16 protein-coding genes are annotated in these 19056 nt (G+C 66.2%); 10 read left to right on the top strand and 6 right to left on the bottom strand.

Annotated elements, in window-relative coordinates; translation table 11 throughout:
- The first annotated feature begins 11 nt into the window (after positions 1-11).
- Both ACSFBF_RS23750 and ACSFBF_RS23745 read left to right on the top strand, forming a co-directional pair.
- A complete protein-coding gene (locus ACSFBF_RS23750; protein ID WP_258351616.1) occupies positions 12-1643 on the top strand; it encodes an ABC transporter substrate-binding protein in 1632 nt (543 codons plus the stop codon).
- A gap of 3 nt (positions 1644-1646) precedes the next feature.
- The gene (locus ACSFBF_RS23745) at positions 1647-2408 is read left to right on the top strand and encodes a 5'-methylthioadenosine/adenosylhomocysteine nucleosidase (RefSeq protein WP_435471278.1); all 762 of its coding nucleotides are present in this window, start codon (positions 1647-1649) and stop codon (positions 2406-2408) included.
- A gap of 7 nt (positions 2409-2415) precedes the next feature.
- Here ACSFBF_RS23745 and corA read toward each other — a convergent pair whose 3' ends face one another.
- A complete protein-coding gene (corA, locus tag ACSFBF_RS23740; protein WP_093053979.1) occupies positions 2416-3402 on the bottom strand; it encodes a magnesium/cobalt transporter CorA in 987 nt (328 codons plus the stop codon).
- Between the two features lie 227 nt (positions 3403-3629).
- Here corA and ACSFBF_RS23735 point away from each other — a divergent pair, with 227 nt between their 5' ends.
- The 4 genes from ACSFBF_RS23735 to hprK all read left to right on the top strand — a co-directional run bounded on the left by ACSFBF_RS23735 (position 3630) and on the right by hprK (position 8116).
- Positions 3630-5750 carry an ATP-dependent helicase gene (locus ACSFBF_RS23735; protein ID WP_435471275.1) on the top strand — a complete coding sequence of 707 codons (2121 nt, stop codon included), beginning with the start codon at positions 3630-3632 and terminating at the stop codon, positions 5748-5750.
- Between the two features lie 329 nt (positions 5751-6079).
- Entirely contained in the window at positions 6080-6409 is a 330-nt protein-coding gene (gene hpf / locus ACSFBF_RS23730) for a ribosome hibernation-promoting factor, HPF/YfiA family (protein ID WP_125948955.1), read from the top strand.
- 184 nt (positions 6410-6593) lie between these two features.
- Positions 6594-7061 (top strand): PTS sugar transporter subunit IIA, encoded by a 468-nt coding sequence (locus ACSFBF_RS23725; RefSeq protein ID WP_093127334.1) that lies wholly within the window; start codon positions 6594-6596, stop codon positions 7059-7061.
- Positions 7062-7156: 95 nt separating this feature from the next.
- The gene (gene hprK, locus ACSFBF_RS23720; protein ID WP_093053985.1) at positions 7157-8116 is read left to right on the top strand and encodes an HPr(Ser) kinase/phosphatase; all 960 of its coding nucleotides are present in this window, start codon (positions 7157-7159) and stop codon (positions 8114-8116) included.
- A 16-nt stretch (positions 8117-8132) separates the two neighbouring features.
- On the opposite strand, the gene fur is transcribed toward hprK, so the two are convergent.
- Positions 8133-8552 (bottom strand): ferric iron uptake transcriptional regulator, encoded by a 420-nt coding sequence (gene fur, locus ACSFBF_RS23715; protein WP_019655576.1) that lies wholly within the window; start codon positions 8550-8552, stop codon positions 8133-8135.
- Positions 8553-8646: 94 nt separating this feature from the next.
- Here fur and ACSFBF_RS23710 point away from each other — a divergent pair, with 94 nt between their 5' ends.
- The 4 genes from ACSFBF_RS23710 (at position 8647) to ACSFBF_RS23695 (ending at position 11357) form a co-directional block, all read left to right on the top strand.
- A complete protein-coding gene (locus tag ACSFBF_RS23710; protein ID WP_435471272.1) occupies positions 8647-9210 on the top strand; it encodes an outer membrane protein assembly factor BamE in 564 nt (187 codons plus the stop codon).
- A gap of 110 nt (positions 9211-9320) precedes the next feature.
- Positions 9321-10163 carry a 4-hydroxy-tetrahydrodipicolinate reductase gene (gene dapB / locus ACSFBF_RS23705; protein WP_435471270.1) on the top strand — a complete coding sequence of 281 codons (843 nt, stop codon included), beginning with the start codon at positions 9321-9323 and terminating at the stop codon, positions 10161-10163.
- A gap of 15 nt (positions 10164-10178) precedes the next feature.
- Positions 10179-10874, top strand: a complete 696-nt coding sequence (locus tag ACSFBF_RS23700; RefSeq protein ID WP_258351609.1) for a MotA/TolQ/ExbB proton channel family protein — start codon at positions 10179-10181, stop codon at positions 10872-10874.
- 12 nt (positions 10875-10886) lie between these two features.
- Positions 10887-11357 (top strand): ExbD/TolR family protein, encoded by a 471-nt coding sequence (locus ACSFBF_RS23695; protein ID WP_435471268.1) that lies wholly within the window; start codon positions 10887-10889, stop codon positions 11355-11357.
- Between the two features lie 4 nt (positions 11358-11361).
- On the opposite strand, the gene ACSFBF_RS23690 is transcribed toward ACSFBF_RS23695, so the two are convergent.
- From ACSFBF_RS23690 to glgX, 4 genes are all read right to left on the bottom strand, one after another.
- Entirely contained in the window at positions 11362-13845 is a 2484-nt protein-coding gene (locus ACSFBF_RS23690; protein WP_435471266.1) for a glycogen/starch/alpha-glucan phosphorylase, read from the bottom strand.
- 34 nt (positions 13846-13879) lie between these two features.
- Entirely contained in the window at positions 13880-15361 is a 1482-nt protein-coding gene (gene glgA, locus ACSFBF_RS23685; RefSeq protein ID WP_435471264.1) for a glycogen synthase GlgA, read from the bottom strand.
- Between the two features lie 17 nt (positions 15362-15378).
- Positions 15379-16686, bottom strand: a complete 1308-nt coding sequence (gene glgC / locus ACSFBF_RS23680) for a glucose-1-phosphate adenylyltransferase (RefSeq protein WP_435471262.1) — start codon at positions 16684-16686, stop codon at positions 15379-15381.
- A 91-nt stretch (positions 16687-16777) separates the two neighbouring features.
- Positions 16778-18862, bottom strand: coding sequence for a glycogen debranching protein GlgX (gene glgX / locus ACSFBF_RS23675; RefSeq protein ID WP_435471261.1), 2085 nt, complete (start codon positions 18860-18862; stop codon positions 16778-16780).
- Positions 18863-19056: the final 194 nt, after the last annotated feature.

Here is a 19056-nt window from a genome sequence, read left to right as displayed (position 1 = left end):
AAGGAGTCCACATGAAGACCCAGCCCACCGTTTCGCGCCGCTCACGAAGCCTGGCGCTCCTGGCACCGACAGCGCTTGCGGCCCTTACCCTGGCCTGTGGCGCGGTGTCTGCCAAGACGCTGGTGTATTGCTCGGAAGGCAGCCCCGAGAACTTCTATCCGGGGATGAACACCACCGGCACCTCGTTCGACGTGACCACGCAGGTCTACAACACCATCGTCGAGTTCGAGCGCGGCGGCACCAAGGTCGTGCCGGGCCTGGCCGAGAAGTGGGACATCTCCGCCGACGGCACGGTCTACACCTTCCACCTGCGCAAGGGCGTGAAGTGGCACACCACGAGCAAGAGCTTCAAGCCCACGCGCGACTTCAACGCCGACGACTTCATCTTCATGCTCGAGCGCCAGTGGAAGGAGAGCGATCCCTTCTTCAAGGTCACGAGCCAGAACCACTCGTACTTCAACGACATGGGCATGCCCAAGCTGCTGAAGACGGTGGACCGCATCGATGACTACACCGTGAAGATCGTGCTCAACCAGCCCGAGGCGCCGTTCCTCGCGAACCTGGCGATGCAGTACGCGGGCATCCAGTCGAAGGAATACGCCATTGCCATGCTGAAGGCCGGCACGCCCGAGAAGGTCGATCAGGACCCGATCGGCACCGGTCCGTTCTACCTGGTGCAGTACCAGAAGGACGCGATCATCCGCTTCAAGGCCTTCCCGCAGTACTGGGGCGGCAAGGCGAAGATCGACGACCTCGTGTTCGCGATCACGCCCGATGCCTCGGTGCGCTGGGCCAAGCTGCAAAAGGGCGAGTGCCACGTCATGCCGTACCCGAACCCGGCCGACCTCGACGCGATCCGCAAGGACCCGAACGTGCAACTGCTGGAGCAGCCCGGCCTGAACGTCGGCTACCTCTCGTACAACACGACGAAGAAGCCCTTCGACGACGTGCGCGTGCGCAAGGCCATCAACATGGCGATCAACAAGAAGGCCATCATCGACGGCGTGTACCTCTCGACCGGCGTGGCCGCGAAGAACCCGATTCCGCCGACCATGTGGTCCTACAACGATGCCGTGAAGGACGACCCGTACGACCCTGAAGCCGCCAAGAAGCTGCTGGCGCAGGCCGGCTTCCCCGACGGCTTCTCCACCGACCTGTGGGCCATGCCGGTGCAGCGCCCGTACAACCCGAACGCCAAGCGCATTGCCGAGCTGATGCAGGCCGATCTGGCCAAGATCAACGTCAAGGCCGAGATCAAGAGCTTCGAGTGGGGCGAGTACCGCAAGCGCCTGCAGGCCGGCGAGCACCAGATGGGCATGCTGGGCTGGACCGGCGACAACGGCGACCCGGACAACTTCATGTACACGCTGCTGGGCTGCGCCTCGGCCAAGTCGGCCAGCGGCAGCAATATCTCGAAGTTCTGCTACCAGCCGTATGAAGACCTTGTGGTGAAGGCCAAGAGCACGACCAAGCAGGCCGACCGCGACGCGCTCTACAAGAAGGCCCAGGTGATCTTCAAGGAGCAGGCGCCGTGGTTCACGATTGCGCACGCGGTGCAGTTGAAGCCGGTGCGCAAGGAAGTGGTCGACTTCAAGCTCAGCCCCTTCGGCCGCCACACTTTCTACGGCGTGGACATCAAGTAACAGGTGGCCGCGCCCATCGCCATCGTCGCGGCAATGCACGAGGAGCTGAGCGCGCTCCTCGCGCAGATGCCCGACGAGCAGCGCGTGCGCATTGCAGGGCGCGACTTCTGGGTTGGCCATCTGCATGGCCAGCCCGTGGTCGCGGTGCTGTCGCGCATCGGCAAGGTCGCGGCGGCGGTGACGGCCACGATGCTGCTCGAGCGATTTGCCGTTGGGGCCATCGTCTTCACCGGTGTCGCGGGCGGACTCGCGCCGGGCGTGAATGTGGGCGACGTGGTCGTTGCCACGCAGCTGCTGCAGCACGACCTCGATGCCTCGCCCATCTTTCCGAAGTACGAAGTGCCCTTGCTGGGCCTTTCGCGTTTCACGGCCGATGTGGCGATCAGCAATGCATTGGCGGGCGTTGCTGAAGTGACGCTGCGCGACCCGGTGGCCCTGGTGGGGCAGGAGGCCGTCGACGAGTTCGGCCTCCAGTCACCCAAGGTGCATCGGGGCCTGCTGGTGAGCGGTGATCGCTTCGTTTCGACCGCCGCCGAAAGCGAAGCGCTGCGCCTCAGCTTGCCCGACGCACTCGCGGTCGAGATGGAAGGCGCCGCGGTGGCGCAGGTGTGTCACGACTACGGCGTGCCCTTTGCGGCCATGCGGACGATCTCGGACCGCGCGGACGACGAGGCGCATGGCGACTTCGCGCGTTTCGTGGTGGAGGTCGCGAGCCGCTACAGCCTCGCGCTGGTCGATGCGTGGCTGGCCACGCGGCATTCCTGAAGACCGGCTACTTGAGCCAGCCGCGCCGGCGGAAGTACCACATCGGCACCAGCGCGCTCGCCGCCATCAGCACGATGGCATACGGATAGCCCATGGCCCAGTCGAGCTCCGGCATGAACTTGAAGTTCATGCCGTAGATGCTCGCGATCAGCGTGGGCGGCAGCAGCGCGACGCTGGCCACCGAGAAGATCTTGATGGTCTTGTTCTGGTTGATGTTGATGAAACCGACGGTCGCATCCATCAGGAAGTTGATCTTGTCGAAGAGGAATGCCGTGTGGTTGTCCAGCGATTCGATGTCACGCAGGATCTGCCGTGCCTCTTCGAACTGCTCGGCGTTGAGCATCTTGCTGCGCATCATGAAGCTGACCGCGCGGCGCGTGTCCATCACGTTGCGGCGGATGCGGCCGTTCAAGTCTTCCTGCCGCGCGATGGCGCCGAGCACCTCGCCGGCCAGCTCGTCGCTGACGTTGCCCGACAGCACCTTCTTGCCGGCGACTTCGAGCTCGTCGTAGATGTTCTCCAGCGTGTCGGCCGAGTACTCGGCGTCGGCGTCGAAGAGCTTGAGCATCACTTCCTTGGCGTCTTCGATCAGCCCCGGCGCGCGGCGCGCGCGCATGCGCAGCAGGCGGAACACGGGCACGTCTTCGTCGTGGATCGAGAACAGCACGCCGCGGCTGCGCAGGTCGGTGTTGTGCTGGTTGAGGATGAAGGCCACGCGCACGGTGCGTGGGTCTTCGTCGTCGTCGATCAAGAAGTCGGAGCGGATGTGCAGCTCGCCGTTGTCTTCCTCGTAGAAGCGGGCCGATTCCTCGATGTCCTCGTCCATCGCGTCTTCGGGAATGGAGAGGCCGTAGTACTGCTTGATCCATCGCTTCTCTTCGAGCGTGGGCGACTCGAGGTCGACCCAGATCGGCTGGAACTTGGAGAGCTCCTCGAGTGCCTCGATTTCTTCCTGAACGAGGCGGCCGTTGGCGAGCGTGAAGATGTTGAGCATTGGCTCACTCCCGGGAATGACTGAACGATGGGCGAGGGAGGGGCGCTTTCAATTCCCGGGCCCGACGTGCGCTAAGAAAAACGCGTCAGTGAAAGGGAGTTGAAAGCTGCCGAGACGGGGCGGTTTCCATTGGGAAGAATCTCCGGTTGCAGCGAGGCGCGATTATGTCACCGGCCACATGGCAGTGCGGTGGCTGGACTGGACGGGCATACAGTAAAGTCTGCCCCATGCAGACCGCTGCGCTCCCCGTTTTTTCCGCTGCCGCGAAGACCCAGGCCGAGCGCCTGGCCGCCGCGCTGAGCACGCTCAACGACGCGCAGCGCGCGGCGGTCGAACACGGGGTGGGTGCAGCCATCGGCGAGCGCGACGAGCGGCCGCTGCTCGTCATTGCCGGCGCCGGTTCGGGCAAGACCAGCACGCTGGCGCATCGCGTCGCACACCTCATTGCCGGCGGTGTCGATCCGCAGCGCCTGTTGCTGCTGACCTTCTCGCGCCGCGCCGCGCAGGAGATGGAGCGCCGCGCAGGCCAGGTGCTGGCACGTGTGCTCGGCCTGAAGTCGGAGGCGCCGCCCGCACTGCCGTGGGCCGGCACCTTCCACGGCATCGGCGCGCGGCTGTTGCGCGAGTACGCGCCGCAGATCGGGCTCGACGAGAACTTCACCATCCACGACCGCGGCGATGCCGAAGACCTGATGGGGCTGGTGCGTCACGAGCTGGGCCTGTCTTCCACCGTCAATCGTTTTCCGCGCAAGGGCACATGCCTGTCGATCTACTCGCGCTGCGTGAACACGCGCGCGCCGCTGGCCGAGGTACTGAAGGAGGCCTTTCCCTGGTGCGACGAATGGGAGGCAGAGCTGAAGAAGCTGTTCGGCGCCTACGTAGAGGCCAAGCAGCGGCAGAGCGTGCTCGACTACGACGACCTGCTGCTCTACTGGGCCGAGATGGCCGCCGAGCCCGCGCTGGCCGCGCACGTCGGCGCGCGCTTCGACCACGTGCTGGTCGACGAGTACCAGGACACCAACCTGCTGCAGGCTTCGATCCTGCGGGCGCTCAAACCCGATGGGCGCGGCGTGACCGTGGTGGGAGACGACGCGCAGTCGATCTATTCCTTTCGTGGCGCGACGGTGCGCAACATCCTCGACTTTCCGTCGCAGTTCACGCAGGCCGCGCGCGTGGTCACGCTGGAGCGCAACTACCGCTCGACGCAGCCGATCCTCGATGCCTCGAACCGCGTGATCGCGCATGCGGCCGAGCGGCATGCCAAGACGCTGTGGACCGACAAGCCCTCGGCCGGCAAGCCGCTGCTGGTGCTCGTTCCCGACGAAGCGGGGCAGGCGCGATGGGTGGCCGACAAGGTGCTGGCGCACCGCGAGGGCGGGCTCGCGCTGAAGTCGCAGGCGGTGCTGTTCCGCACCTCGACGCACAGCGCGGCGCTCGAGCTCGAGCTGGCACGCCGCAACATCCCGTTCGTGAAATTCGGCGGGCTCAAGTTTCTCGAAGCCTCGCACGTGAAGGACCTGCTCGCGGTGCTGCGCTTTGCGCAGAACCCTCGTGGGCGCATGGCGGGTTTTCGCGTGACGCAGTTGATTCCGGGCATCGGCCCCGTCACGGGCTCGCGCCTGCTCGATGCAATGGACCAGGCTGCCGACCCCGCCGCGGCGGTGCGCGAGTTTGTACCGCCTTCCGCGGCACGCGCGCAGTGGGCCGACTTTGCCGAGGCCTACGCAGCCTTGCGCGCACCCGCGCTGAAGTGGCCGGCCGATGTCGAACTGGCAATGGACTGGTACCTGCCGCACCTGGAGCGGCTGTACGAAGACACCTCCGGCGTGCGGCGCGCCGACGTGGAACAGCTCGCGCGGCTCGCGGCCGGGTATGCCTCGCGCGAACGCTTCCTCACCGAACTCACGCTCGATCCACCCGAAGCCACCAGCGACCGCCCTGGGCCGCCGCTGCTCGACGAGGACTACCTGATCCTCTCGACCATCCATTCGGCCAAGGGGCAGGAGTGGAATTCGGTGCACGTGCTCAACGTGGTCGACGGCTGCCTGCCGGCCGATGTGGCGCAGAGCGCGCACGAGCTGGAAGAAGAGCGCCGGCTGCTCTACGTGGCAATGACCCGTGCACGCGACCACCTGCACTTGCTGATGCCGCAGCGCTTCCACATCACGCAGCAAGCGGCGCGCGGCGACCGGCACCTGTACGCCAACCGCACGCGTTTCATCGCCGATGCCGATCTCGAAGGCTTCGAGCAACAGATCTGGCCGCCCCCGCCCGAGCGCCCGCCGGCCGTGCCGCCGCCAAGTGCGGTGATCGACCTGCGCAACCGGATGCGTGCGGCCTGGCGCTGAACCACTGAGCGGGCTGCTGGCCCTTCCGGTGGCAGGGTCACACGCGGCCCGACGCTGAAACATTTGTTCCCGAAGCGCCGCATCGCCTGCCCCGCGAGCGCCAACTGCTATTGATTCGCTAGCGTGTGAAAAGCTGCGCACGAAGCCGCAAAACCCCGGGCAACTCAGGTATTGCAATACCGTGACAGCTTGGGCATAGTGAATCGACCTACCCCTCTTTCTCCTTCTTCCCCCTTCCCCCCGCTCCCTCTCAAAACTCCCGTTTCGCCGGCCACGCTGCATTCCGTAGCGCGGTCATTTCCCCAACCGTCAATTCCAGGAGGTCATTCATGAATTTGACGATCAGCGGTCATCACCTCGACGTCACCCCTGCCTTGCGCACCTACGTCACGAGCAAGCTGGACCGGGTCATCCGACACTTCGACCAGGTGGTCGATGTGAAGGTGATCCTCACGGTGGAAAAGCAGAAGGAAAAGGAACGCCGCCAAAGGGCGGAGTGCAACATTCACGTCAAGGGCAATGACATGTTCGCGGAGTCGAGCCACGCTGATCTCTACGCTGCGGTCGATGAACTGGTCGACAAGCTCGACCGCCAGGTGGTGCGCCACAAGGATCGCCTGCAGGACCATCATCACGCGGCGCCCAAGCGCGTGATGTAAGAGCCCTGAGCTCGCATCAAAGCCGCCTTCGGGCGGCTTTTTGTTTTCCGACTGCTGCGGTAGGGCTTTGGCAAGCCCCCAGAGGGAGCACGAGGTCTCTGGACAACATGTAGACAGAAAGTAAATAGGGGGACTGGGGGTTTTTACCAAGCGGGTGCATAATCGCCCCCGCTCTGCACCCACCATGAATCGCCTCGCGTCCATCCTGCCGCCCGCTCAAGTGCTTGTGAGCGTTGACGCTACTAGCAAGAAACGTGCTTTCGAAGAAGCCGGCCTTCTGTTCGAAAGCCTTCACGGTCTGGGCCGTGCCCTCATCACCGACAGCCTGTTTGCCCGCGAGCGCCTCGGCTCCACCGGCTTGGGCCACGGCGTTGCCATTCCGCATGGCCGCATCAAGGGCCTCAAGGCGCCGATGGCCGCGGTATTCCAGCTGGCCAACCCCATCGGCTTCGACGCACCCGACGAGCAACCCGTCGCGCTGCTGATCTTCCTGCTGGTGCCCGAAGCGGCCACGCAGAAACACCTCGAAATCCTCTCTGAAATCGCCGAACTGCTGAGCGACGCCAGCCTGCGCGAACAGATCAAGTCCAGCACCGACGCCGCCGCCTTGCACGGTCTCATCGCCGGCTGGCAGTCGACCCAAGTCGCCTGAGCGCATGTGTCGGCGCGTGCGGCTGCTGATAAGCTGCGCGGCTCTTCTTCCCGTCACTCATCCAATGCCGGCGCCGGGCGCCGCCTCCTGAACGCATGAAGCCGACCGTCATCAGCGCCGATGCCATGTTCGAGGAGTTCCGCGGTTCGCTCCGCTGGGAATGGCTCGCCGGCCTCGGTGCTTCAGAGCGCCAGTTCGACCCCGAAGTCATCAGCCGCGCCCAGTCGGCGGCCGACCTTGTTGGCTATCTCAACTACATCCATCCGTACCGCGTGCAGATCCTCGGCGCCCGCGAGGTGGCCTATCTGACGCGCGGCAGCGAGGAAGATTGCGCGCGGCGCATCGCCCGCATCGTCACGCTGGAGCCGCCGATGCTGGTGCTGGCCGACGGCCAGGCGGCGCCCGATGAGCTGCTGTCGATCTGCGAGCGCGCCCAGCTGCCGCTGTTCGCCACGCGCGAGTCGTCGGCCTTTGTGATCGACCTGCTGCGCGCCTACCTGTCCAAGCACTTTGCCGAGCGCACCTCGATGCACGGCGTGTTCATGGACATCCTGGGCATGGGCGTGATGATCACGGGCGAGTCGGGCCTGGGCAAGAGTGAGCTGGGGCTGGAGCTGATCTCCCGCGGCAACGGCCTCGTGGCCGACGACGCGGTCGACCTGTTCCGCATCAACCAGAACACCATCGAAGGGCGCTGCCCCGACCTGCTGCTGAACCTGCTCGAAGTGCGCGGCATCGGCCTGCTGGACATTCGCGCGATTTTCGGCGAGACAGCGGTGCGCCGGAAGATGCGGCTCAAGCTCATCGTGCACCTCGTGCGGCGTGACAGCTTCGAGCGCGACTACGAGCGCATGCCCTCGGCGCCGCTCACGCAGGACGTGCTGGGCATCCCGGTGCGCAAGGTCATCATCCAGGTGGTGGCCGGGCGCAACATCGCCGTGCTGGTGGAGGCGGCGGTGCGCAATTCGATCCTGCAGCTGCGCGGCATCGACACGTATGCCGACTTCGTGGCGCGCCACCACAAGGCGATGGAAAACTCCCGCGACGGGGACTGAAAACGAGGGAGACGGATCAGCGCTTTTTTGCGCAGTCTCCGCACAGGCCATAAAGCGACATGGCATGGTCCTGCAGGATCCAGCCCTTGTCCTTGGCGATCATCTGCTGGCGGCGTTCGATCTCGGCGTCGTAGAACTCCTCGACCTTGCCGCAGGAGGTGCAGATCAGGTGGTCGTGGTGCGTGCCTTCGTTCAGTTCGTACACGGCCTTGCCGCTTTCGAAGTGGCTGCGCTCCAGGATGCCAGCCTGCTCGAACTGCGTCAGCACCCGGTAGACGGTGGCCAGGCCGATGTCGGAATGTTCGTTCAGCAGCACGCGGAACACGTCTTCCGCCGTCATGTGCCGTTGGCTGCCGGTCTGGAAGATCTCGAGGATCTTCAGGCGTGGCAGAGTGGCCTTGAGGCCGGTGTTCTTCAGTTCGTCGATGTTGGCCATGTTGGTTCCTGCGCCCTGGGGCTGCGGCAAAAAGGCCCCGAAAAAGGCCAGCCGCTACAATGGCCGATCATATCGCTACCCCCTTTTTCCTCCCATGCCTGCCATTCTCCAACGCCGTCCCTGGCTGCTGGTTGCTGCCGTTGCCGCAACGCTCTGCCTTGGTGCCTGCAGCGGTTTCAGCGATCGCACGCGTGGCGCGCTGGCTGCTGTAACTCCTTACAAAGTCGAAGTGGTGCAGGGCAATTTCGTGTCGAAGGAACAGGTCGCGGCGCTCAAGCCGGGCATGTCGCGCCAGCAGGTGCGTGAAATCCTCGGTACCTCGCTGCTGAACGACGTGTTCCACGCCAACCGCTGGGACTACGTGTTCACCATCCGCCGCCAGGGCGTCGACCCGCAAGAACGCCACCTGACCGTGTTCTTCAACGGCGAGCTCATGGACCGCTTCGAGGGCGACGAAATGCCCAGCGAGGAAGAATTCGTCGCCACGCTCGACACCCGCAAAAAATCGGGCAAGGTGCCGCCGCTCGAGGCCTCGGAAGACGATCTCAAGAAATACGCACCCGCCAAGGACGAGAAAAAAGCCGGCACTGCCGCAGATACGTCGGCCTCCCTGCCGCCGCTGCCGGCCGCCTACCCCCCGCTCGAAGCCGCGCGCTGAGCGCACGAGCATCAGCAGCAACCGCGGGCGGCGCCCGCCGAGTCAGGCGGCGTCCGTCCCGTGTCCATGCATGCCATTGGCCATTTCGAAATTTCGAAGACTGAATCCGCGTGACTGAATCCACCTCCACTCCTTCCAGTTCCATCGCCGCACCGCGCCGTGTCGCCGTTGCCGGGGCTTCGGGCCGCATGGGCCACATGCTGGTCGAGGCCGTGCGCAATGCGCCCGACCTGCGCCTGGCCGGTGCACTCGACATCGCGGGCAGCCCGGCCCTCGGCACCGATGCCGGCGCCTTCCTGGGCTTCGACAGCGGCGTGTCCATCGTGTCCGACCTGCGCACCGGCCTGAAGGATGCGCAGGTGCTCATCGACTTCACCCGCCCCGAAGGCACGCTCGCGCACCTCGCGGTCTGCCGCGAACTCGGCGTGCAGGCCGTCATCGGCACTACCGGCTTCAGCAACGAGCAGAAGGCCGAGATCGCCGAGATCGCCAAAGACATCGCGATCATGATGGCGCCCAACATGAGCGTGGGTGTCAACGTCACCTTCAAGCTGCTCGAAATGGCGGCCAAGGCCATGTCGACGGGCTACGACATCGAAATCATCGAGGCGCACCACCGCCACAAGGTCGACGCGCCCTCGGGCACCGCACTCAAGATGGGCGAAGTGATCGCCGATGCGCTGGGCCGCGACCTCAAGGACTGCGCCGTGTACGCCCGCGAAGGCATCACCGGCGAGCGCGACCCCTCCACCATCGGCTTCTCGGCCATCCGCGGCGGCGACATCGTGGGCGACCACACCGTGCTGTTCGCGGGCACCGGCGAGCGCATCGAGATCACCCACAAGTCGTCGAGCCGTACCACCTACGCCCAGGGCAGCCTGCGCGCGGTGCGCTTCCTGGCCGAACAGCGCGCAGGCCTGTTCGACATGTACGACGTGCTGGGCTTGCGCTAACCAAAAGGACCGTCGATGAGCGTGCTCGATCTGCTGACCCATGGCGACGGCGTCAGCCGTTCGGTGGCGGCGCTGTTGCTGGCGATGTCGATCGCAAGCTGGGTCATCATTCTCTGGAAGGCGTGGCTGCTGCGCGGCGGCACGCGCGACGTGCTGCGCAGCATCGCGGCGTTCTGGCAGTCGTCCACGCTGGCCGACGCCGAGCAGAAGCTCAAGGCCTTCGACCGCGCGACGCTGGTGTCGCCCGCCGTGTCGGCCATCAAGAGCGTGGCCGCCGGTGCGCCGGCCGGCACGCTGGGCGCCACGGTCGACCGCAACCAGCGGCTCACGCGCGTGCTGCGCGACGCCCTGCACGGCGCGCTGCGCCGGCTGCAGGCGGGGCAGATCCTGCTCGCCACGGTCGGTGCCACCGCGCCCTTTGTCGGCTTGCTGGGCACGGTCTGGGGCATCTACGGTGCGTTGACGGGCATTGCCGGCCAGACCGGCGGCTTCACCATCGACAAGGTGGCCGGCCCGGTCGGCGAGGCGCTCATCATGACGGCCTTCGGCCTGGCCGTGGCCATTCCGGCCGTGCTGGCCTACAACGTCTTCGGCCGCGTCATCGGCCGCATCGAAGCCGAGCTCGAAGGCTTCGCGCACGACCTGCTGGGCAGCTTCGGCGCCCCACCAGAGCCCGCTGCGCCGCCGCCCGCGCGGCCGATGCCGGTCTGAGCACCCCACACGATGGCCTTCGGTCGCACTTCACTGGGTAGCAGCGCCGGCGGCGGTGGGCGTGCCATGGGGGCGGGCGCGCAGCGGCCGCTGTCCGACATCAACGTCACGCCCTTGGTCGACGTGATGCTGGTGCTGCTGGTGATCTTCATCATCACCGCGCCGCTGATGGCCAGCTCGATCAAGCTCGACCTGCCGCAGACCGATGCGGGCCAGCCCAACGACGCGCCCAAGTTCGTGAGCCTCTCCGTCGACGCCTCGGGCAAGGTCTTCCTGAACGACCAGCCCGTGACCGACGAGGAACTCGCCACCCGCCTCGAAAAGGCCGCCGCCGACAACAAGGACACCGAGGTGCAGCTGCGCGCCGACCAGACCGTGCCCTACGGCAAGGTGGTGGCGCTGATGGGCATCGCGAACAAGGCCGGGCTGAGCCGCATCGGCTTCGTGACCGAGGCCGAGCCGCCTAAGAAGCCGGGAAGCTAGCTGGTCAGCCCAGCACCACGGGCTTGGTGTGCCAGATTTCATGCGCGTACTGCGCAATGGTGCGGTCCGACGAGAACGCACCCATCCCCGCCACATTGAGAATCGCCATCCGCGTCCACGCATCCGAATCGCGGTACAGCGCATCGACCTCGGCCTGCTTGGCCACGTAGCTCGCGTAATCGGCCAGCAGCAGATAGTGGTCGCCCCAGTTCACCAGCGCGTCGTAGATGCCCTGGTAGCGCGCTGGCTCGCCGGGTGAAAACGCGCCGTCGCGGATCGCGTCGAGCACGCGTTTGAGTTCGGCGTTCTCTTCGTAGATCTCGCGCGGCTGGTAGCCCCGCGCGCGGATGTCGGCCACTTCGGGCGTCGTGTTGCCGAAGATGAAGATGTTCTCCGGTCCCACGTTCTCGCGCATTTCCACATTGGCGCCGTCCAGCGTGCCGATGGTGAGCGCGCCGTTGAGCGCGAACTTCATGTTCCCGGTGCCCGAGGCTTCCGTGCCCGCCGTGGAGATCTGCTCCGACAGGTCGGCCGCCGGCATGATGATCTCGGCCAGGCTCACGCTGTAGTTCGGCAGGAACACCACCTTCAGCAGCTTGCCGACGCGCGCGTCGGCGTTGATGGTGCTCGCCACGTCGTTGATGAGCCGGATGACGAGCTTGGCCATCGCATACGCCGAAGCTGCCTTGCCCGCGAACACCACCACGCGCGGCACGATGTCGACGGGGCCCCCCGCTGCCTGCGCGTCGAGGATGCGGTGGTAGCGCGCCACCACGTGCAGCACGTTGAGCAGTTGCCGCTTGTATTCGTGGATGCGCTTGACCTGCACGTCGAACATCGCGTCGGTGTCGATGTCGAGCTTCAGGTGCTGCTCGACCCAGTTGGCCAGCCGCAGCTTGTTCTCGCGCTTGGCATGGCGGAATGCGCGCACGAACGCCGGTTGCGCGGCCATGGGCTTGAGCGCCTCGAGCTGCGACAGGTCGCGCCGCCAGCCCTTGCCGATGCGCTGGTCGAGCAGCGCCGCCAGCGGCGGGTTGGCCTGCGCCAGCCAGCGGCGCGGCGTGACGCCGTTGGTCTTGTTGTTGAAGCGTTCGGGAAAGATCTTCGCGAAGTCCGAGAAGATCGACTGCTTCATCAGCTCCGAGTGCAGCCCCGACACACCATTGATCGAGTGGCTGGCCAGCACCGCCACGTAGGCCATGCGCACGCGCCGCTCGCCGGCCTCGTCGACCAGCGACAGTCTGCGCATCAGCTCCACGTCGTTGCCGACCTTCTGCGTCACGGTGGCGAGGAACTTCGCGTTGATGTCGTAGATGATCTGCAGGTGCCGCGGCAGGATGCGCCCCAGCATCTCCACCGGCCAGGTCTCCAGTGCCTCGTGCATCAGCGTGTGGTTGGTGTAGCTGAACACTTTCTGCGTGTGCGCCCACGCTATGTCCCACGCAAGGCCGTGTTCGTCGAGCAAGAGGCGCATGAGCTCGGGCACTGCCAGCACGGGGTGCGTGTCGTTCAGGTGGATGCTGACCTTCTCGGACAGCTGGTCGAAGGTCTTGTGGTTGCGCAGGTAGCGGCGCAGCAGGTCTTGCACGCTCGCGCTGCAGAAAAAATACTCCTGGTGCAGCCGCAGCTCGCGGCCCGAGGGCGTGGAGTCGTCGGGGTAGAGCACGCGCGAGACGTTCTCCGAGTGATTCTTGCTTTCCACCGCCTGCATGTAGTTGCCGCGGTTGAAGGCCGAGAGATCGATTTCCTCGGTGGCGCGTGCCGACCACAGCCGCAGCGTGTTGGTGGCCTGCGTGCCATAGCCCGGAATGATGGTGTCGTAGGCCACGGCCAGCACGTCGTGCGTGTCGACCCAGTCTGCGGCGCCGTAGGGTGCGTTGGTGCCCTCGCGCTTCTGCACGTGGCCGCCGAAGCGCACGCGGTAGTTCACCTCTGGCCGCTGGAACTCCCACGGGTTGCCGCGCGTGAGCCAGTAGTCGGGCGTCTCGACCTGCTGGCCATCGACGATGCGCTGGCGGAACATGCCGTACTCGTAGCGGATGCCGTAGCCCATGCCCGGCACGCCGAGCGTGGCCATCGAGTCGAGAAAGCAGGCCGCGAGCCGGCCCAGGCCGCCGTTGCCCAGCGCTGCGTCGGGCTCGCGCTCGGCCAGCGCGTCCATGTCGACGCCGAAGTCGGCCAGCGCCTCGCGCACCGTGTCGTAGAGGTCCACGGCCAGCAGCGCATTGGTGAAGGTGCGCCCGATCAGGAACTCCATCGACAGGTAGTAGACGCGCTTCAGGTCCTGTGCGTAGTTGGCGCGCGTGGTCATCATCCAGCGCTCGACCAGCTGGTCGCGCACCGCTTGCGAGGTGGCGTTGAGCCAGTCGTCCTGGCTGGCGGCGACCGGGTCCTTGCCGACCGCGTAGATCAGCTTGTTGGCCACCGCGCGCTTGAAGGCCGCGACGTCGCGGTCGGGGTGGTCATAGGCGAAGTCTTTGATCGTCATGGGCGCCCTTGTTGCGTGGAAGTTGTTGTGGTGGTCAGGCACGCGGCTGTTCGAGCGCCTGCCGGTAAACATCGATGTACTGCGCGGCTGCAGTGGCCCAATCGGCCGGTCGCCGCATGGCGTTGCCGCGCACGCGCCGCCAGTCGGGCGCACGCTCGTAAAGCGCGAAGGCACGGCGCACGGCGCGCTCGTAGTCGGCAACCTCGAAGCTGTCGAATACGAAGCCGGTGGCCTCGCCGCTGGCCATGTCTTCGAGAGAGCTGTCGACCACCGTGTCGGCCAGCCCGCCGACGCGGCGCACCAGCGGCAGGCTGCCGTACTTGAGGCCGTACATCTGCGTGAGGCCGCAGGGCTCGAAGAGCGAAGGCACCAGCGTCACGTCGCCCGCGCCGAACATCTGGTGCGCCAGCGTCTCGTTGTAGCCGATGGTGACGCCGACCGATTGCGGCGCCGCCGCCGCGCGCTGCCGGAAGGCTTCCTCCAGCCAGGTCTCGCCGCTGCCCAGCAGCGCCAGCTGGCCGCCCTGGGCGAGCAGTGCATCGAGCCCGCCCAGCACCAGGTGCAGGCCCTTCTGCTCGGTGAGCCGGCTCACGAGAATGAAGAGCGGCGCATCCGGCCGCTCGGCCAGCCCCAACTGATGTTGCAGCACCGACTTGCAGCGCGCCTTGCCGGCCATGTGGCGGCCTTCGGGCGTGTGATAGCCCTGAACCAGCGCGGCGTCGGTTGCCGGGTTCCAGACCTTGTCGTCGACCGCGTTGAGGATGCCGCTGAGCACCCCGCTGCGCTGGCGCAGCAGCCCGTCGAGCCCGCAGCCCTGCTCGGGCGTCTGGATCTCGAGCGCGTATGTGGGGCTTACCGTGGTGAGCCGGTCGGCGAAGTACAGGCCGCCCTTCATGAACGAGACCTGGCCGTGGTATTCGAGGCCGTTCATCTGGAACGCCGTGCCCGGCAGGCCGAGCTCAGCGAAGTGCCAGGGCGCGAAGATGCCCTGGTAGGCCAGGTTGTGCACGGTGAAGACGCTGCCTACGTGCGGGCCACCGGCCTGCCGCGCGAAGTGAAGGTAGGCCGGCGCGAGCGCGGCATGCCAGTCGTGCGCGTGCACCACCTCCGGCTGCCACTGCGGATCGAGCCCTTGCGCCAGCTGCGCCGCGGTCCAGCCGAGCAGCGCGAACCGGCGGTGGTTGTCGCCGTAGGGCTGGCGCGACGTGTCTTCGTAAGGATTGCCGGGCCGGCCGTAGAGCGCCGGTGCGTCGATCACGTAGGCCGGGATGCCGGGCGCCCCGTCGATGTCGATGTGCCCGAGGCGCAACCCGAAGCGCTCGCCCCAGGGCGCGTTGAAACCGTCCACGGGCGCCAGGTCGCGCACACCCGCAACGATGGCCGGAAAGCCCGGCAGCAGTACGCGCGCGTCCTCGCCTTCGGCCATTAGCGCCAGGGGCAGGGCGCCGGCAATGTCCGCCAGGCCGCCGGTCTTGAGGAGGGGGAAGAGTTCGGCGCTGACCTGGAGGATTCGCATCGTGTGGCGTTGTGGCCTCAGGCGGCCAATCGTTTGAGCATTTCGCGCGTGACCAGCACCACGCCGTTCTCGGTGCGCTCGAAGCGCGCGGCGTCGGCCGTGGCATCTTCGCCGATCACCATGTCGTCGGGTATGACGCAGGCGCGGTCGATCACCACCCGGTTGAGCCGGGCGCCGCGCCCGACTTCCACGTCGGGCAGCAGCACGGCCTCGTTGATCTCGCAGAAGGAATGGATGCGCACGCCCGAGAACAGCACCGAGCTGCTGACCTTGGAGCCCGAGACGATGCAGCCGCCCGAGACGATGGTGTTGACCGTCATGCCGTGCTGGCCGTGCCGGTCGAGCACGAACTTGGCCGGTGGCAGCTGCCGCTGGTAGGTCCAGATGGGCCAGTCCGTGTCATAGATGTCGAGCTCCGGGGTGATGGAGGCCAGATCGAGGTTGGCTGCCCAGAATGCATCAATCGTGCCCACGTCGCGCCAGTAGGCCTTGGCGTCCGGCCCGCGCGAGGCCCGCGTGACGCACGACATGCCGAAAGGATGGGCCAGCGCGCGGCCCTGGGCCACGGCGCGCGGGATGATGTCCTTGCCGAAATCGTGGCTCGAATCGGGGTTGACGCTGTCTTCTTCCAGCAGCTGGTAGAGGTACTCGGAGTCGAACACGTAGATGCCCATGCTCGCCAGCGCCACGTCGGGGTTGCCGGGCATGGCGGGCGGATCGGCGGGCTTTTCCAGGAAGGCCGTGATCTGGCGGCCGTCGTCGATGGCCATCACGCCGAAGGCCGTGGCTTCCATGCGCGGCACCTCGATGCAGCCGACCGTGCAGCCCAGGCCGTGCTCGGCATGGTCTTTCACCATGATCGAGTAGTCCATCTTGTAGATGTGGTCGCCGGCCAGCACCACCACGTAGTCATGCCGGGTGGAGCGGGTCTGGATGATGTCCAGGTTCTGGAACACCGCGTCGGCCGTGCCGCGGTACCAGTGCTCGTCGCCCACGCGCTGCTGCGCAGGAAGCACGTCGACCATCTCGTTGAGCTCGGCGCGCAAAAAGCTCCAGCCGCGCTGCAGGTGGCGCATGAGCGAGTGCGACTTGTACTGCGTGACCACCGCCATGCGCCGGATGCCCGAGTTCAGGCAGTTGGACAACGCGAAGTCGATGATGCGGAACTTGCCGCCGAAGTACACGGCCGGCTTGGCGCGCCGGTCGGTCAGCTGCTTGAGCCGGGAGCCGCGCCCGCCGGCCAGCACCAGGGCGATGGTGCGGCGTACCAGTTGATGGGCCTGCAGCTCCTGCTGCGGGTGCGCTTGCGGTGTGAGGTTGTCCATCCTGTGTCTCCGTTCGTTCGATCGTTCGCTTGTTGGAATTCGTCGTCAGAGTTTCTGCATCGAGACTAGCACCGCGCCGTGCGCCTGGCTCCTACGTTCTTGCAATCCCGATGCTTGAAAAAGGCACTTGTGCCGTGTCGCCGAGCGGTTGAGCGACCTCGCCCGGGTCGAGCCCGGGATCGGTGGAAAGGCTCAGGCGCCACGTGCCCGCGGGCAGCGTGAAAGACACGGTCTGCGGGCCTGCGTTCACCATCACCAGCCATGCGCTGCTGTCGTTGTCAGTGCCATCGCCGAAGAGGATTGCAAGGGCCGTGCCCGTGCTGTTCCAGTCGGCGGGCGTCATCGGTTCGCCGTCGGGGCGCAGCCAGCGGATGCCCGGTGGCGTGCCCTGCGGCGCTTCGGCCGGCCACCAGCGGGTGCTGCGCAGTGCCGGGGCCTCGCGGCGCAGGGCGGCCAGGCGCGCCACGAAGGCGCTCATGCGAGCGGCGTCGCTGCCGGGGGCGGATGCGCCTATCCATGCGAGCCAGGTGGTTTCGTTGTCCTGGCAGTAGGCGTTGTTGTTGCCCTGCTGGCTGTGGCCAAGCTCGTCGCCGGCCAGCAGCATGGGCGTGCCTTGGGACAGCATCAGCGTGGCGAGCAGCGCGCGCTGCAGGCGGCTGCGCAATGCCAGCACGGCGGGGTCGTCGCTCGGGCCCTCGACGCCGCAGTTGTTGCTCATGTTGTGGCCGTGGCCGTCGCGGTTGTTCTCGCCGTTGGCGAGGTTGTGGCGCTCGTTGTAGCTCACGAGGTCGCGCAGCGTGAAGCCGTCGTGCGCGGTGACGAAGTTGACGCTCGCGGTCGGCGCGCGGCCGTTGTGCGCAAACTGGGTGCTGGAGGCCGTGAAGCGATGGGCGAAGTCGCCGAGGCTGGCCTTGTCGTCGTGGTCTTGCCGCAGCCAGAAGCCGCGCTGCGTGTCGCGGTAGCGGTCGTTCCATTCGAGCCAGCCGGGCGGAAATTCGCCGAGGCGATAGCCGCCGGGGCCGATGTCCCATGGCTCGGCGATGAGCAGCGTGCGCGAGAGCACCGGGTCTTGGGCGATGGCGGCGAAGAAGGGCGCTCGAGCATCGAACCCCCGTTGTGCATCGCGGCCGAGCACCGGCGCGAGATCGAAGCGGAAGCCGTCCACGCCCATCTCGCAGGCCCAGAAGCGCAGGCTGTCCATCACCAACTGCAGCACGCGCGGCTCGCCGAGGTTGAGGCAGTTGCCGCAGCCGGTCCAGTTCTCGTAGAGGGCGCGGTCGTCGGGGCGAAGGTGGTAGTACAGGGTGTTGTCGATGCCGCGCAGCGAAAGCGTGGGGCCGAGCTCGTCGGTTTCGGCGCTGTGGTTGTAGACGACGTCGATCACCAGTTCCATGCCGCGCGCGTGGATGGCGTCGGCCATGGCGCGGAATTCGCCGGCGGGGGTGGTGCCGGGGCGGCCGCTCCAGTAGCGGGCTTCGGGGGCGAACCAGCCGATGGTGGTGTAGCCCCAGTAGTTGCTCAGGCCCATGTGCAGCAGGCGTTGTTCGTCTGCTCGGTGCTGGACGGGCATGAGGTTCAGGGTGGTGATGCCCAGGGCCTGGAGGTGGTCGAGTACGGCGGGTTCTGCCAGGGCGGCGTAGGTGCCTCTCAGGGCTGCGGGGACGGCGGGGTGGAGCTTTGTCTGGCCTTTTACGTGCAGTTCGTAGAGGACTCGGTTGCTTGCTGCGATGCGAGCGTGGCCGGGAGTGGCTGGTGCTGGGGCGGAGGCAGTTACCCGGGCTTTGAGGGCTACTGCGGCGTTGTCTCGGGTGTCCCTCTTGTCTGGATTCGCTGGGTCATGGCCTAGGAAGATGTCGCTGCCGTCGTAGCTGCCCACGATCTCTTTGGCGTAGGGGTCTAGCAGGAGCTTGGCTGGGTTGAAGCGGGTTCCCTCGTGTGGGGACCAGGGGCCGTGGACTCGGTAGCCGTAGACCAGGCCTGAGGCTGCACTGGGGAGGTGGCCGTGCCAGATGCCGTCTGTTTGTGTTGGCAGTTTTAGGCGTTGTTGTTCGTTTTTGCCTGTGCTGTCGAAGATGCAGAGTTCTACTGCTTCTGCTGTTGGGGCTGCCAGGGCGAAGTTGACGCCTTGTTGTGAAGGTGTTGCTCCTAGCGGGAAGGGCTTGCCTGGGCTCAGCATGTGGCTGACCTCCGGCGGGGTTTGCTTCCCGAGGCCGGGTCTCGCCCCGGCGGGCGAGCTACTTTCTTTTGCTTCGCTGTATGGACCGGGGACCTTGGAAACAGGTGTGCGCGGACATAGGAAACACGTTGGCAGGTTAGCGCTTTACAAGCAAGGAGTTCAAGTCCAGCCGCATGAACGGGTGGTGGCAGAAG

The organism is Variovorax nivicola, from assembly GCF_051216475.1.
Classification (GTDB): Bacteria; Pseudomonadota; Gammaproteobacteria; order Burkholderiales; family Burkholderiaceae_C; genus Variovorax.
Note: the sequence above shows the minus strand (reverse complement) of the source record. Positions and strands in the feature narration are given on the sequence as shown.

What these genes read in the sequence shown, in the direction of transcription:
- glgX (WP_435471261.1), bottom strand. Translation starts at nt 18,862, where the DNA reads ATGCTGAGCCCAGGCAAGCCCTTCCCGCTAGGAGCAACACCTTCACAA.
- ACSFBF_RS23750 (WP_258351616.1), top strand. Translation starts at nt 12, where the DNA reads ATGAAGACCCAGCCCACCGTTTCGCGCCGCTCACGAAGCCTGGCGCTC.
- hpf (WP_125948955.1), top strand. Translation starts at nt 6,080, where the DNA reads ATGAATTTGACGATCAGCGGTCATCACCTCGACGTCACCCCTGCCTTG.
- ACSFBF_RS23735 (WP_435471275.1), top strand. Translation starts at nt 3,630, where the DNA reads ATGCAGACCGCTGCGCTCCCCGTTTTTTCCGCTGCCGCGAAGACCCAG.
- ACSFBF_RS23700 (WP_258351609.1), top strand. Translation starts at nt 10,179, where the DNA reads ATGAGCGTGCTCGATCTGCTGACCCATGGCGACGGCGTCAGCCGTTCG.
- ACSFBF_RS23695 (WP_435471268.1), top strand. Translation starts at nt 10,887, where the DNA reads ATGGCCTTCGGTCGCACTTCACTGGGTAGCAGCGCCGGCGGCGGTGGG.
- hprK (WP_093053985.1), top strand. Translation starts at nt 7,157, where the DNA reads ATGAAGCCGACCGTCATCAGCGCCGATGCCATGTTCGAGGAGTTCCGC.
- corA (WP_093053979.1), bottom strand. Translation starts at nt 3,402, where the DNA reads ATGCTCAACATCTTCACGCTCGCCAACGGCCGCCTCGTTCAGGAAGAA.
- ACSFBF_RS23710 (WP_435471272.1), top strand. Translation starts at nt 8,647, where the DNA reads ATGCCTGCCATTCTCCAACGCCGTCCCTGGCTGCTGGTTGCTGCCGTT.
- fur (WP_019655576.1), bottom strand. Translation starts at nt 8,552, where the DNA reads ATGGCCAACATCGACGAACTGAAGAACACCGGCCTCAAGGCCACTCTG.
- ACSFBF_RS23725 (WP_093127334.1), top strand. Translation starts at nt 6,594, where the DNA reads ATGAATCGCCTCGCGTCCATCCTGCCGCCCGCTCAAGTGCTTGTGAGC.
- glgC (WP_435471262.1), bottom strand. Translation starts at nt 16,686, where the DNA reads ATGGACAACCTCACACCGCAAGCGCACCCGCAGCAGGAGCTGCAGGCC.
- glgA (WP_435471264.1), bottom strand. Translation starts at nt 15,361, where the DNA reads ATGCGAATCCTCCAGGTCAGCGCCGAACTCTTCCCCCTCCTCAAGACC.
- ACSFBF_RS23690 (WP_435471266.1), bottom strand. Translation starts at nt 13,845, where the DNA reads ATGACGATCAAAGACTTCGCCTATGACCACCCCGACCGCGACGTCGCG.